Origin of the sequence: Tetragenococcus muriaticus DSM 15685, assembly GCF_000423785.1 — a bacterium.
GTDB lineage: Bacteria > Bacillota > Bacilli > Lactobacillales > Enterococcaceae > Tetragenococcus > Tetragenococcus muriaticus.
Genome location: NZ_AUIQ01000001.1, coordinates 153346 through 167790, shown reverse-complemented (window position 1 = coordinate 167790; position 14445 = coordinate 153346). Strand labels below are relative to the sequence as shown.

Genomic DNA, 14445 nt, shown 5'->3' with positions numbered 1-14445 from the left:
AAAAAATGCTTATTATCATTTTTTTATTAAGTTTACTGGTCATTGGAATTGACCAGTGGGTAAAGTTTTGGACTGTTACGAACTTAGAAATTGGAGAAACACAGTCTCTATTGGATCCTTTGTTTTCATTAACTTATGTACAAAACCAAGGAGCTGCTTGGAATATTTTAGAAGGACAAATGACTTTTTTTACATTAATTACGGTTATTGCAGTCGTTGTAGTAACCTATCTTATATTTCGTTATCGTAAAGAAAGCAAGTTTTTAACCATAGGACTCGCGCTTGTACTAGCAGGCGCTGTGGGAAATTTCATTGACCGAATTCGTTTAGGTTATGTAGTAGATATGATACAAGCGGATTTTATTCAATTCCCTATTTTTAATATAGCTGATTCTTCTTTGGTAATAGGTGTTATCTTAATTTTTATTTATACAATATTTGAAGATCGTTTGAAAGGAAAAGAACATGGCGGAGAATCTGGAAATTACAATAACAAATGAACAAGGACGACTTGATAAAGTATTAGCCGATCGTTTATCGAATTATAGTCGTTCTCAGATACAACAGTGGGTAAAAGATGGACAGGTTTTATTAAATGGCCAAAAAGTAAAAGGGAATTATAAAGTACGGCCCAACGACCACCTTATTGTTCGTATACCTGAAGACAAGCCATTAGAAATCAACGCTTGTGATATTCCTATTGAAATTGTTTATCAAGATCAAGATGTTGCTGTAGTAAATAAGCCTCAGGGCATGGTAGTCCATCCGTCACAAGGACATCCTACTCATACATTAGTCAATGCTTTATTATTTTATTTAGATCATTTATCAGCTATTAATGGGGTGATTCGTCCTGGCATTGTTCATCGCATTGACAAAGATACTTCTGGGTTGTTAATGATTGCTAAAAATGACTCTAGTCATACGTCATTAGCCCAACAACTACAAGAAAAAACAATTTTGCGTGAATACACCGCTTTAGTTCATGGGAATATAAAGCATCAAAAGGGGACAGTCACAGCGCCTATTGGACGGTCTCATACGGATCGGAAAATGCAAGACGTGGTAGATAATGGCAAACATGCTGTGACTCATTTTTCTGTTATTGAACGTTTTACCAATTTTACTTTGATTAAATTACAATTAGAGACAGGTAGGACCCATCAAATTCGCGTTCACATGAAGTATATCGGTTATCCTATTGCAGGTGATCCCGTCTATGGACCGAAAAAGACGTTAGCTAGTAACGGTCAATTTTTACATGCGGGAACGATTGGGTTTACTCATCCTACAAGTGGTAAACGTTTAACCTTTGAAGCCTCTTTACCTGAAAACTTTAAAAAAACTTTAGCAAAATTACGAGAACCAATTGATTTTTTTAATGAATAACTGTATAGTTAACGTAATAAATTTTTACAGCTTATCCTTTAAGTTAGTCCCGTGAGGCTAAAAAGGAAGTGACTGCTTATAAAACATTGTTTTAGATTATTGTAAGCTTTTAAACAATAATTCATGATAGACCGGTGTATGCTCACTCCTGCCTCCAACGGGCAGGAGTTTTTTTGTGTAAAAAATAAGGAGGAAAGAATATGACAAAAAAAGAGGTCATCGATGAAGTGACTATGAAACGAGCGTTGACCAGAATTACTTATGAAATTATTGAAAGAAATTATGAGATTAATCAGCTAGTACTAGTGGGTATAAAAACAAGAGGGATTTATATTGCACAACGTATTGCGCAACGTTTACAACAATTAGAAAATGTCGAAGTGCCTGTTGGAGCATTGGATATTACTTTATATCGTGATGATCAGAAAGAGCAAGTAGGAAAGCCAGAATTGCATGCTTCCAATATTCCAGAATCACTAGAGGGAAAAGAAGTCATTGTAGTAGATGATGTATTGTTTACCGGACGAACGATACGAGCGGCATTAGATGCTATTATGGATTTTGGGCGACCTCAAAAAGTTGCATTGGCTGTTTTGATCGATCGAGGTCATAGAGAGGTACCTATTCGAGCAGACTTTGTCGGGAAAAATATTCCTACTTCTTCTGCAGAAGAAATCATTGTAGAAATGCTTGAAGTAGACGGCGCTGATCGTGTTTTCATTCATAAAAAAGGAGAGGCATAATGACAGATAAAAATGAGTTTCGTAACCCAGATGCGATTTTAGATATCAAGGATCGCCCCAAATTTTGGCCATGGGTAGGACTTAGTTTGCAACACTTATTTACAATGTTTGGTGCTACAGTATTAGTGCCTATACTCGTTGGACTTGAGCCTAGTATTGCGTTATTTAGTTCCGGGGTTGGGACCCTATTATATATCTTAATTACTAAAGGAACGGTACCTGCTTATTTAGGAAGTAGTTTTGCTTTTATAACAGCTATTCAATCATTGATGGGAACTAGCGGTTATCCAGCTGTTGCTCAAGGAATTATCTATTCAGGGATTGTTTATGTCATTGTCGCTTTTATTATCGCTAAAGCAGGTTCGGATTGGATCGATGACGTTTTACCTCCTATTGTTGTAGGACCCGTCATTATGGTTATTGGATTAGGGTTAGCTCAAAACGCTGCTGAAAATGCGATGTTTAATGAAGGATCTTATGATACGAAATACTTTCTTGTGGCTTTAGTTACTTTAGGGATTACGATTATTTTTAATATGTATTTAAGAAAATTTTTTAGCCTTATCCCAATCTTATTAGGAATTATTGGTGGTTATCTATTTGCTCTAGCAGTCGGGGTTGTAGATTTGGAGCCGGTTAGAGCTGCTGCTTGGTTTCAAATTCCTGATTTTCAAATCATGTTTGTTGATTACGATTTTCATTTTTCTCTTGCAGCATTAACGAGTATGGCACCTATTGCTTTTGTAACAATGACAGAACATATGGGGCATTTAATGGTATTGAGCAAAATTTCAAAAAGAGATTTTTTTAAGACACCGGGCTTGAAAAAAACGCTGTTTGCTGATGGTCTATCGACAATGATTGCAGGGTTTATTGGTGGCCCTCCTACAACAAGCTATGGGGAAAACATCGGTGTTTTAGCGATTACTAAAGTTCATAGTGTATTTGTACTTGCAGGTGCTGCTGTCTTTGCGATTCTTTTTAGCTTTGTCGGGAAAATGAGCAGTTTGATCTATAGCATTCCTGATCCTGTCATTGGAGGCATTAGTTTTCTGTTGTTTGGTGTAATTGCTTCTAGCGGTTTGCGCATCTTGATTGATAACCGAATTGATTTTGATAAAAAGCGTAACTTAGTGATTGCTGCAGCTATTTTAGTTATTGGCATTGGTGGTGCTTATTTAAGAATTGGTAGTTTTGAACTAACGAGCATGGCTTTAGCTACCGTTATTGGCATTGCTTTAAATTTGATTTTACCTGTAAAGGCTAGAAGCGAAGAGTAGGGGGGACAAGAGTCATGATTGTACAATCTGAACAAGTAAGTTTGAAACATTTACTAATCGTTGAAGCTTTATCCGATCAAGAAGTTATGGGATTAATTCATCGTGGAAGTGCTTTTAAAAAAGGAGCGATTTGGTTACCTAGAAAAAGTCAGTATTTTATCGCAAATCTTTTTTTTGAAAATAGTACACGTACTCATAAAAGTTTTGAAATTGCAGAAAAGAAATTAGGCATCGATGTTATTGCCTTTGAGGCTGCTACAAGTTCCGTACAAAAAGGAGAAACACTTTATGATACGGTTTTGACAATGTCAGCTATTGGCGTGGATTGTGTGGTTGTGCGACATGAAGATGAAAATTATTATGACCAACTTATTCAAAGCCCTTCGATTCACTGTAGTATTATTAATGGTGGCGACGGTAGTGGACAACACCCTACTCAGTGTTTATTAGATCTTATGACGATTTACGAAGAATTTGGTACTTTTGAAGGATTAAATGTGGCCATTATAGGTGATATTACTCATTCGCGAGTAGCTAAGTCAAATATGCAATGCTTAAGCGTTTAGGAGCTAATGTTTATTTTTCTGGTCCTAAGCAATGGTATGACCCAACATTTGATGTTTATGGCAAATATTTACCGATAGATGAATTAATTAGCCAGATGGATGTATTAATGATGTTGCGTGTACAACATGAGCGACATGATCCCAATGAAAGCTTTTCTAAACAAGAATATCATAATAAATTTGGTCTAACGGTTGAACGAGCTAAAAAAATGAAGCAGCAAGCGATCATTATGCATCCAGCTCCTGTAAATCGTGATGTCGAAATTGCTGATCCATTAGTGGAAGGCTTACAGTCAAGGATTGTTAGGCAAATGACCAATGGCGTATATGTTCGAATGGCAATTTTAGAGGCTGTATTACAAGGAAAATCATAAGTAAGGGTGGAATAGAGGAGGCAGAAAATGGACTTATTAATTAAAAACGGTCAGGTAATCTCTCATGAAAACCAATTAATACCGGTGCAGCTATGGATTCGAAATAAAACCATCTATGCGATTGGAAAAGTGTTTGATGAACAATACTTTGATCAAGTGATCGATGCAAAAAATCAATTGGTTACGCAAGGGTTGGTAGATGTTCATGTTCATCTTAGAGAGCCAGGGTTTGCTTATAAGGAAACAATTCAAACAGGAAGCCAAGCAGCTAGCCGCGGAGGTTTTACCACAATTTGTGCTATGCCCAACCTAAACCCAGTGCCGGATACATTAGAACGATTTGTACAAGTACAGGAGATTATCAACCAAGATGCTATCAATCACGTACTTCAATATGCTCCAATTACAAAAAACTTGCGTAGCGAAGAATTAGTAGATCAAGTTACTTTAAAAAAGGCTGGAGCATTTGCTTTTACTAATGATGGTAATGGCGTGCAGACAGCTAAGACAATGTATTTAGCGATGAAAGAAGCAGCGGAAAATAATCATACAATTGTTGCACATACAGAAGATGAATCCCTTCTGTTTAACGGTGTGATGCATGAAGGCCAAAAAGCTAGGGAGTTGGGATTGCCTGGTATTATGAGTGCTACAGAGTCTTCCCAGATTGCACGTGATCTGCTCTTAGCTGAACAGACTGGTGCCCATTATCATGTATGCCATGTTTCTTCTAAAGAAAGTGTGCGAGTTATTCGTCAAGCGAAAGATGCTGGCGTTCATGTTACTTGTGAGGTTTGCCCACATCATCTATTATTAGCAGATGAAGATATTACACAAAATCATGGCTACTGGAAAATGAATCCGCCATTACGTGCCAAAGAAGATCAGGAGGCATTGATTAATGGTCTTTTAGATGGAACGATTGATTGTATCGCCACAGATCATGCACCTCATAGCTTTGTTGAAAAAAATCAAGATTTCTTAGACTCTCCTTTTGGAATTGTAGGTTCTGAATATGCTTTCCAACTAATTTATACCACTTTTGTCAAAGAAGGTATTTTTACCTTAGAACAAGTTATAAATTGGATGGCCATAAAACCAGCTGAAATATTTGGTTTGACTGTTAATCGTTTAAATATTGGTGATAAAGCTGACTTAGCTATATTTGATATTGAACATCCTTATACAGTAGATGAAAAAAGATTTTTATCTCAAGCTAAAAATACACCCTTTATTGGAAAAGAGCTTTTTGGAGATACGCTTTATACGTTAGTAGATGGGAAAATAGTATGGCAGGGTGAAACACTTTGAAAAACCGTTGGCTGATTTTAGATGATGGCACTTATTATGCTGGTGAAGGTTTTGGAGCTCAGCTAAATGTTTTTGGTGAGATTGTTTTTACTACGAATATGACAGGATACCAAGAAACGATTACTGATCAAAATTATAACGGACAAATTATCACTTTTTCTTACCCTTTAATCGGTAATGTCGGTATCAATCGAGACGATTACGAGACACTTTCTCCGGCTTGTAAGGGGATTGTAGTAAAAGAACATCCGCGTTTAGCTAATCACTGGCGTTATCAAATGTCACTTTCTGACTTTTTAGCTAGAAGAAATATCGCTGGTATTGCTGGAATTGACACACGAGCGTTAGTACGTAAAATTCGAGATCATGGTACGATGAAAGCAAGCATTGTAGATTCAGGTGATGTTTTTACTCATGCTTATGATCAATTAAAAGCGAGTGTATTACCTAATAACCAAGTGGAACAGGTTTCCACTCAAACGCCTTATCCTAGCCCGGGAACAGGCCACAACGTAATTATAATAGACCTAGGTCTAAAGCATAGTATCATGCGTGAGCTAGCCAAAAGAAACTGTAATTTAACTGTTATGCCCTATAATAGTTCAGCTGAAGAAATTTTTGAATTAGCACCTGATGGTATCATCTTAACGAATGGTCCAGGCGATCCTAGAAGTTTACCTCATGTCATAGAAATGATTCGTAAAATTCAAGGAAAGATAACAATTTTTGGCATTGGCTTAGGTCAACAGTTATTTGCCTTAGCCAATGGTTGTGAAACCTATCAAATGTCATTTGGCCATCATGGACAAAATTATCCAGTCAAGGAAACAGCCACTGGACGTATTGATATCACGTCACAGAGTCACGGATTTGCTGTAACAAGAAATTCAGTGAATACTAAAAAACTGTTAGTTACTCATTTTAATGTTAATGACGGTACTATTGAGGGGTTAAAGCATCGTTTTTATCCAGCGTTTGCTGTTCAATTCAATCCCAATGCTGCTCCTGGACCGCATGATGCTTTACATGTGTTTGATGAGTTTATTGAAATGATGGATGCACAAAAAGGGGCGTTTTAGCTTTGCCAAAAAGAACGGATATCAAAAAAATACTAATTATCGGTTCAGGTCCTACAACGATTGGTCAATCCGCTGAATACGATAATATAACAAATCAAGCATGTGCAGCGTTAAAAGAAGAAGGCTATGAGATTGTTCTTGTGAATTCTAACGCCGAAGATGTAACAACTGATAAAGCAACTGTTGATCACTTGTATATTGAACCTGTGACTACAGAATTTGTTACTCGTATTTTAAGAAAAGAATTACCAGACGCGATTTTACCAACTGTTGGTGGACAGACCGCTTTACATGTTGTACAGGAACTAGTGTTTTCAGGAATTTTAACAGGGTTAACTATTGAACTTTTAAGCCTACCTGTTTCTGCAATAGAAAAAATAAAGAAGCAAGAGGTTCTTGAAGAATTGTTAGTCAATCCGAAGCAGTTATTCCCTTTAACAAAATCCGTTGGTACTGTTACAGAGGGGCTGAATTTTGCACAAGAAATAGGATATCCTGTGTTTATACACCCAAGACTAACAATTGCTGGTGCCGGTAGTGGGATTTGTTATAATCAAAATGATTTAACAAAAGTGCTAAAAAAAGGTATGGATGCTTCACCGATAACTCAATGTGATATTCAGCAAAGTTTCGCTGGGTTTAAAGAGGTTGAATTTGAAGTTTTACGTGACGCTGCTGATAATGCCCTCGTAGTTGGCAATATGGAAAGTTTTGATCCAGTAGGTGTTCATAGCGGTGATTCAGTCGTTTTTCTTCCTAGTCAAACGTTAACTGATCAGGAATACCAACTATTGCGTGACATTTCATTAAAAATTATTCGTGCGTTAAAAATTGAAGGTAGCTGTCATATACGATTGGCGCTTGATCCCAAGAGTGTTGCTTTCTATGTATTAGATATCAACCCTCGTTTAACTCGTTCCAGTGTATTCGTTAGTAAAGCAAGTGGCTATCCGATGGCAAGGATTGCGGCAAAGGTTGCTTTAGGGTTGTCTCTGTCCGAAATAAAAAACCCAATTACTAATGATCTTTCTGCTAACTTTGAACCGACTTTGGATTATATTGCCACAAAGATTCCAGTTTTTTCCTTTGATGGTTTAAAAAATACACAATATCAATTAAATACACAAATGCAAGCAACGGGTGAAGTAATGGCTATTGATCGAACATTGGAAGCTTCTTTATTAAAAGCTGTTCACTCATTAAATACTCCTGTGAATCATATAGAGTTAACCTCCTTACAAGAGCAAACAGACGAAAAATTGATCCAAAAAATTATTTATCCTCAAAGTGATCGGTTATTTAGTTTAGCAGAAAGTTTGCGTCGAAGCTACAAAATAGAAGAGCTAGCGGAAATGACGAAAATCGACCTATTCTTTCTAGATAAAATTGCTCAAATTGTGGAAATGGAAGAATATTTAAAAAAAAATAATGGAAATATAGAAGGATTGCATCAGGCGAAACAAAAAGGCTTTTCTGATGCTAAGATCGCTCAATTGTGGCATACTGAGAAAGACTCTATTTGTCTTTTGCGAAAACAATATCAACTATCTCCAGTATTTAAAATGGTCGATACGTGCTCAGGAGAATTTACAGCTCAATTTCCGTATTTTTATAGTACTTATGAAACAGAGAATGAATCTACGCCAATAGATAAGCCTTCAGTCTTAATTTTAGGCGCCGGGCCTACCCAAGTTGGACAAGGAGTTGAATTCGATTATACGACTGTGCATGCTATGAAGGCTGTACAAAAGAGAGGATACAATGCTCTTCTTATAAATGATAATCCGGCAAGTCTGTCTACGGATTTTATGCTAGCAGATAAACTTTATTTTTCATCGCTAACTTTAGAAGACGTTTATCAAATTATTGAATTTGAAAAGCCGTTAGGAGTCCTTAGCCAGTTTGGCGGAAAAAAAGCACAGTGTTTAGGAGAAGAGCTAGCTTATTTTGGGGTTAATATCTTGGGATTACCCTCCAAAAAAATTTCACAATTAGATAACCCAGTAAAATTAGCAGCCAATTTAAAAGATGAAGTGAGCTTTCAACAGCAAGGGCTAAACTTTTCTAGCAAAGAAGAAATAAAGGAATCATTTATTTCGGGAAGAAAGTGTGAAGTTCAGGCTATCTATGATGGTCATACAGTGATTATCCCAGGAGTTCTTGAATATATTGAGCAAACTGACGTGCCCACAGGAGATTCTATAGCGATTTATCCATCACAAAGTTTTTCGCAATATATGATCACAACGCTCAAAGATTATACTAGACAGCTAGTTCAAGCACTGAATGTACACGGAATGATTAGTATTCAATTTGTCATCTCAGATAAACAAATTTGTCTAAAAAAAGTATCTCCATATATCAGCCGGATAATTCCCTTTTTAAGTAAAATTACTGGAGTTTCTATGGTAGAAATGGCAGTAACGTCTATTTTGGGAGAGAAGATATCTGAGGAAACTGATCATCTTCTGTTGCCTGTTTCCAGTAATACGGTGTATGTTCAAGCGCCTGCTTTTTCTTTAACAAGTTCTGAAGTACTTGATTGCTATTCCAACCAAAAAATGAAATCTACAGGAGCTGTGATGAGTACTGATATAAAACTAGAAAAAGCGCTAGATAAAGCATTCCAATCCACTAATGTCAAAGTGCCGGAGTTTGGGGCTATATTGTTTGCAGTTAATGACAAAGATAAAGAGACAGCTTTATCATTAGCCCAACGTTTTTTTGATGTTGGATTTACTATCGTTGCTACGCAAAAGACAGCTGCTTTTTTTACAAAATTTGGACTAAATGTGCGACAAATAGACAGCCTGTTTGATGCTACTAGCGAAGAAGAAGGATTGGAACAGATAAATCATGACGATATTCAAATCATTGTTTATACAGCACAGGAAGAAGGTTCCGATAGTCATCGTTATAAAATAAAACGTAAAGCAGTTGAACAGGGAGTCACTATATTTACCTCATTAGATACGTTAGCTGTCGTTTTAAAAGTTATTCAGTCTAGAACGTTCTCGACAAAAGAACTGTAAATGATAAATAAATATGAAATAAGAAAGGATCAATAAATGATTGAACGTCCAATAATTGCATTAGATTTTGCTAGCAAACACGAAATCCAGAATTTTTTAAATAAATTTCCTACAAATGAAGCACTTTTTGTTAAAGTGGGAATGGAAATCTTTTACCAAGAAGGACCTGCAATTGTTCGCTGGCTAAAAGAAGAAGGCCATGATATCTTTTTAGACCTTAAATTGCACGATATTCCTAATACGGTGCAACGTTCAATGAAGGGTTTAGCTAAAATGGGAGTTTCCATCACAACAGTTCAAGCAGCTGGTGGTCTTGAAATGATGCAACAGGCAAAAGAAGGCTTGAAGCAAGGAAGTATAGAAAAAGATAAGGTTCCTCAAGTAATTGCTGTGACTCAATTAACATCTACAAGTCAAGAACAAATGCAAAAAGAGCAGTTGGTTCAAGCTACTTTAGAAGAAAGTGTTCTTCATTATGCTAAAAATGCTCAAAAAGCTGGATTAGATGGGGTTGTTTGTTCAGCTTGGGAAGCGCAAAAAATTCATGAAATAACCACCCAAGACTTTATGTGTTTATCACCCGGAATCCGCCCGCAGGAGAATATTGCTGACGATCAAAAACGAGTTGTAACACCTTATAAAGCTAGAGAATTAGGAGCAAATGCTATTGTTGTTGGTAGGCCAATTACGTTAGCTGATGATCCTTATAAAGTCTATCAAATGATTAAAACAGATTGGAGAAACCGTAAGAATGAACAATGAAAAGGATATTGCAAGAGAACTATTGGCTATTCAGGCCGTATTTTTAAACCCTTATAAGCCATTTACTTGGGCTAGTGGGATGAAAAGTCCTATTTACTGCGATAATCGAATGACAATGAGCTATCCTAAAGTGAGAAATAAAGTCGCTCAAGGCTTAGCTGAAAAAATTAAAAAGAACTTTCCTGAAACTGAAGTCATAGCAGGTACTGCCACTGCAGGAATTCCTCATGCTGCTTGGGTTGCTGAAATTTTGGAGTTGCCAATGATTTATATTCGTAGTAAGAAAAAAGAGCATGGTAAAGCGAATCAAATCGAAGGAAAGTTAGACAAAGGACAAAAAATTGTCATTATTGAAGACTTAATCTCTACAGGACAAAGCGTCTTAGATGCTTGTACTGCTGCTACAAATCAAGGGGCGGAAGTGTTAGGTGTAATGGCTATTTTTACGTACGAATTAGAAAGCGGAAAAAGAAATTTTGAAAAAAATCAGACCCCTCTTGTTACTTTAACGAATTATTCAACCTTAATTGACACAGCTTTGGCTAACAAGTATATTGATGAGAAAGAACTTGCTTTATTACAGGCATGGAAAAAAGACCCGGAACATTGGGAATTATCTGTCTAAACATTTTAATGAATGAATTTGAACGTTTTTAAAACCTAAAAGGAAGTGTTTTTGTTGGCACGTATTTGGAGTTATACAGGAGAAACGGGCCCTGAGTTTTGGCCAAACCTTTCTCAAGAGTTCTATGAGGCAGCGCAATTTCCGTTACAGTCTCCCATTTCATTATCTTATGAAGAAACGCAGCTCTTATATGAAGAAATTATATTTCATTATGAAAGACAACGATTTCATATAAAAAATCAGAATGATACAATACATTTCGAACCTGCAAATAAAGGAAGTTTTATCGATTTTTTAAACAAACGTTATTATCTAACGGACATTCATTTTCATATGCCTAGTGAACACATAATTACAAACGAACAGATACCTTTAGAATTTCATCTTGTTCATAAAAATAATGACGGGGGCCTTTTAGTTTGTGCGGTGCTTTTTTATCTAACAGAAGAAACAGCCCCTTTATGGGAAGATGAAAATAGTGAATTTTTGTTTGATCCATCGCTACTTTTACCGTTGAACTCTGGCTATTTTTATTACGAAGGTTCACTTACTACTCCGCCGACAGAAGGACCAGTACAGTGGATTGTGTTCGACCAAAAGAAGCCAATCAGTTCTTTTTTCATTGAACGTTTCAAGACAAACTTATTTCCTAATAATCGTCCCTTACAAGATAAAAGGGATCGAACCATTTACTATAAAAAATAATAAAAAAGAGAGCAAAGTGAAGTAATATTCAATTCTTCACTTTGCTCTCTTTTTTAAGTTTTTTGTAATTGTTCTGTATCTTGTTTACTAGGAGTGACAAAATAGGTTGTTTGATTTTCATAAATGACAAACCCAGGTTTAGCGCCATTAGGTTTTCGAATATGTTTTACTTGAACGAGATCTACTGGAACTGAAGAAGAAAAACGATATTTGGAAAAATAAGCGGCTAATTTAGCTGCTTCTTCAATTGTTTCTTCTGTAGGTTCAGAGCTTTGAACAATAACATGAGAGCCTGGAATATTTTGTACATGCAGCCAATAGTCTGTTTTTTTAGCTGTCTTCATTGTTAAACGATCGTTTTGTAAATTGTTTTTTCCGACTAAAATAGAGGTGCCATCCGAAGCAGTAAAATGTTCTGGTTGTGATCTTTTTTCTTGCTTTTTTCGTTTTTTCTTTTGAGCTTTGATGTATCCTTGCGCAACTAATTCTTCTCGAATAATTTTCAAGTCCTTAGGGGAAGCCAGTTCAATCTGTGCCATTACCGACTCCAGATAAGTTAATTCATCTTTTGTTTCTTGAATTTGTTGTCCCACAACTTTAACTGCATTTCGCAATTTTTGATACCGTTGAAAATATCTTTGCGCATTTTGGCTTGGCGAAAGAGCAGGATCTAAAGAAATAATCAGTGGTTGGTTTTCTTTATAATAATTAGGCAACTCAACTTCGCTTTGTCCACGAGGCACTTGATTCATAAACGTGGTTAAAAGTTCTCCTTTTTGGCGAAATTCTTCTGCATTTTTAGAATCAGCTAATGTTTTTTCTCTTTTTTTTAGCTTCGTTTTATTTCTTTTAATTTCATTTTCGACTCTTTTAATTAATACATTTCCTTGCTCTTTTACACGATCCCTTTCTGCTTTGTCCCAGTAGTAAGCATCTAAAAGTTCACTTAGTGTAGTATAGGAGTTCACTTTAGTCTGTTGGGTTTCTAGATGACGATAAAAAATCGGTGTAAAAAATTCTTTTTTCTCCGTTTTAAGATAGGTAGGCTGTATATTTTGGGTTAATTCCGTGAAAAATTCTTTCCAAACGGTCATTTTTTCATTTGGCTTTTCGTTAAGGCGAAAGGCTAGTTCGTTTGCTGTATCGCGACCTAAACCTTGAAATTGAGATTGTAGAGCCTTACCGTCCAAAACAGGGAGAGTGGAAATACGATCAAAAATTTGCGTGTTATCGGCTGTAAAAGGATCTAAAACCTCTTGTTGCGGAGGCGCAATATATTTAGCTCCAGGTAGGAGAGTGCGATAAGTATTTTGAGATAATCCAATATGTTTAACCGCATCTAAAATTTTTCCATTCGATTGGTTTAATAACAAGATCGTACTATGACGCCCCATTAACTCAGCAACTAACACGATATTTTCTAAATCACCTAGTTCGTCGCGATGAGAAAAGGTAAAGTAGACAATGCGATCATTTTTGACCTGTTCAATTGATTGTAAGTGAGCACCTTCCAAATATTTTCGTAGCATTAGCGCAAAATTTGGAGGGGTTGACGGGTTATCGTATTGTACTTGTGTCAACTGAATTCGAGCATAATTAGGATTAGCAGATAATAACAATTTATGGTTTTGGCGATTGGCTCTTATTATCAATACAATTTCATGTTCGTAAGGTTGTTGGATCTTTTGAACACGGCCGTTTTGTAATTGATCGGTTAATTCTTTAACTATCAAATGGGTAAATATACCATCAAATGACATGATATCCCCTCATTTCTTCCATTGGTCTTTATCTATTATAACGAATAATAAGAAATAAAACAAAAATAAGAAGATTTGTGAACTTGCTTGACGGAAAGGTTTATTTATTGCTAGTATAAATTACAATGACAAGAGTTAAAGCAGGTGTAGCAGGACTATGATTCGTTGGTGGAAAAAAACATTGATAGGCAAGCTAAAAGCCGCATGGCAGAGGTTTGCAGATATTATTTTTGCAAATAAAAAAACAAGTATTATTTCTACGATTCTGGGACTTTTTTTTATAGTAGGTTTAACCTTTTTTGCGCTAACTATGAATACAAAAATACGTGCATCACAAATTAGTAGCTTAATTTATGAAAGTCTTCCTACACAAAAGGTTATGCCTCTTTCTTATAATCAAGGAGACGAGGCCATTATCGAAACAAAGGCAATTTCTGTGATGTTTGCCAAGCCGAATCGTTCTGATACGAATCAAGTATGGGAAATTATTGACCAAAAAAATGATGAATTAAATCGAAACTTTTACTATTATCCCATTGTTTATCGGTCAAACGAAACTGCACAAAGGTATAATTTAGACCCAAATGAAGTAACCCTTATTTTTTTTCAAAACGGAGAAGAGAAGAATCGTTTTACATTAAGGTCTATAGAGGACCCTGAAGAAAATTTTATTCCGGAATTAAATCGTTTGCCGATGTGGAATATTCAATCACAAGATGATTAAAAATTATTGACATAAATATTTAAATCAGTTATGATAAGCTAAAATTAGGAAGAAAGGACGAATCTATCATGCAAAATGTTTACACAAAGCAAACA

Annotated in this window: 12 protein-coding genes and 1 pseudogene; 12 read left to right on the top strand and 1 reads right to left on the bottom strand. The window is 36.0% G+C overall.

Going from position 1 to position 14445, the window contains the following annotated elements; genetic code table 11:
* Positions 1-5 precede the first annotated feature (5 nt).
* From lspA to G577_RS0100745, 11 genes and pseudogenes are all read left to right on the top strand, one after another.
* Positions 6-500, top strand: a complete 495-nt coding sequence (lspA, locus tag G577_RS0100795) for a signal peptidase II (protein WP_028789498.1) — start codon at positions 6-8, stop codon at positions 498-500.
* Positions 466-1389, top strand: a complete 924-nt coding sequence (locus tag G577_RS0100790) for an RluA family pseudouridine synthase (protein WP_028789497.1) — start codon at positions 466-468, stop codon at positions 1387-1389. Before lspA ends, G577_RS0100790 begins: the two co-directional genes overlap by 35 nt.
* Positions 1390-1589: 200 nt before the next feature.
* A complete protein-coding gene (pyrR, locus tag G577_RS0100785) occupies positions 1590-2132 on the top strand; it encodes a bifunctional pyr operon transcriptional regulator/uracil phosphoribosyltransferase PyrR (protein ID WP_028789496.1) in 543 nt (180 codons plus the stop codon).
* Positions 2132-3412: a uracil permease gene (gene uraA / locus G577_RS0100780; protein WP_028789495.1), complete on the top strand. Its 1281-nt coding sequence runs from the start codon at positions 2132-2134 to the stop codon at positions 3410-3412. Before pyrR ends, uraA begins: the two co-directional genes overlap by 1 nt.
* Positions 3413-3426: 14 nt before the next feature.
* Positions 3427-4352, top strand: a pseudogene (locus tag G577_RS10820) (aspartate carbamoyltransferase catalytic subunit).
* A 27-nt stretch (positions 4353-4379) separates the two neighbouring features.
* Positions 4380-5663: a dihydroorotase gene (locus G577_RS0100770; protein WP_028789494.1), complete on the top strand. Its 1284-nt coding sequence runs from the start codon at positions 4380-4382 to the stop codon at positions 5661-5663.
* Complete coding sequence (locus tag G577_RS0100765; RefSeq protein ID WP_028789493.1) at positions 5660-6742, top strand: carbamoyl phosphate synthase small subunit; 1083 nt, start codon at positions 5660-5662, stop codon at positions 6740-6742. Before G577_RS0100770 ends, G577_RS0100765 begins: the two co-directional genes overlap by 4 nt.
* Before the next feature lie 2 nt (positions 6743-6744).
* Entirely contained in the window at positions 6745-9774 is a 3030-nt protein-coding gene (locus G577_RS0100760; RefSeq protein ID WP_028789492.1) for a carbamoyl-phosphate synthase large subunit, read from the top strand.
* 36 nt (positions 9775-9810) lie between these two features.
* A complete protein-coding gene (pyrF, locus tag G577_RS0100755) occupies positions 9811-10536 on the top strand; it encodes an orotidine-5'-phosphate decarboxylase (RefSeq protein WP_028789491.1) in 726 nt (241 codons plus the stop codon).
* Positions 10526-11161 carry an orotate phosphoribosyltransferase gene (gene pyrE / locus G577_RS0100750; protein ID WP_028789490.1) on the top strand — a complete coding sequence of 212 codons (636 nt, stop codon included), beginning with the start codon at positions 10526-10528 and terminating at the stop codon, positions 11159-11161. Before pyrF ends, pyrE begins: the two co-directional genes overlap by 11 nt.
* Before the next feature lie 54 nt (positions 11162-11215).
* A complete protein-coding gene (locus G577_RS0100745; RefSeq protein ID WP_081675706.1) occupies positions 11216-11866 on the top strand; it encodes a carbonic anhydrase family protein in 651 nt (216 codons plus the stop codon).
* A 53-nt stretch (positions 11867-11919) separates the two neighbouring features.
* Here the strand turns inward: G577_RS0100745 and G577_RS0100740 are convergent, their stop codons facing one another.
* Complete coding sequence (locus G577_RS0100740) at positions 11920-13626, bottom strand: NFACT RNA binding domain-containing protein (protein ID WP_028789488.1); 1707 nt, start codon at positions 13624-13626, stop codon at positions 11920-11922.
* 157 nt (positions 13627-13783) lie between these two features.
* Here G577_RS0100740 and G577_RS0100735 point away from each other — a divergent pair, with 157 nt between their 5' ends.
* Positions 13784-14350, top strand: a complete 567-nt coding sequence (locus G577_RS0100735) for a hypothetical protein (protein ID WP_028789487.1) — start codon at positions 13784-13786, stop codon at positions 14348-14350.
* Positions 14351-14445 lie beyond the last annotated feature (95 nt).

Bases quoted from the DNA above. Each gene is read 5' to 3' on its own strand.
- uraA (WP_028789495.1), top strand. From the start codon at position 2,132: ATGACAGATAAAAATGAGTTTCGTAACCCAGATGCGATTTTAGATATC.
- lspA (WP_028789498.1), top strand. From the start codon at position 6: ATGCTTATTATCATTTTTTTATTAAGTTTACTGGTCATTGGAATTGAC.
- pyrR (WP_028789496.1), top strand. From the start codon at position 1,590: ATGACAAAAAAAGAGGTCATCGATGAAGTGACTATGAAACGAGCGTTG.
- G577_RS0100735 (WP_028789487.1), top strand. From the start codon at position 13,784: ATGATTCGTTGGTGGAAAAAAACATTGATAGGCAAGCTAAAAGCCGCA.
- G577_RS0100790 (WP_028789497.1), top strand. From the start codon at position 466: ATGGCGGAGAATCTGGAAATTACAATAACAAATGAACAAGGACGACTT.
- pyrE (WP_028789490.1), top strand. From the start codon at position 10,526: ATGAACAATGAAAAGGATATTGCAAGAGAACTATTGGCTATTCAGGCC.
- pyrF (WP_028789491.1), top strand. From the start codon at position 9,811: ATGATTGAACGTCCAATAATTGCATTAGATTTTGCTAGCAAACACGAA.
- G577_RS0100770 (WP_028789494.1), top strand. From the start codon at position 4,380: ATGGACTTATTAATTAAAAACGGTCAGGTAATCTCTCATGAAAACCAA.
- G577_RS0100740 (WP_028789488.1), bottom strand. From the start codon at position 13,626: ATGTCATTTGATGGTATATTTACCCATTTGATAGTTAAAGAATTAACC.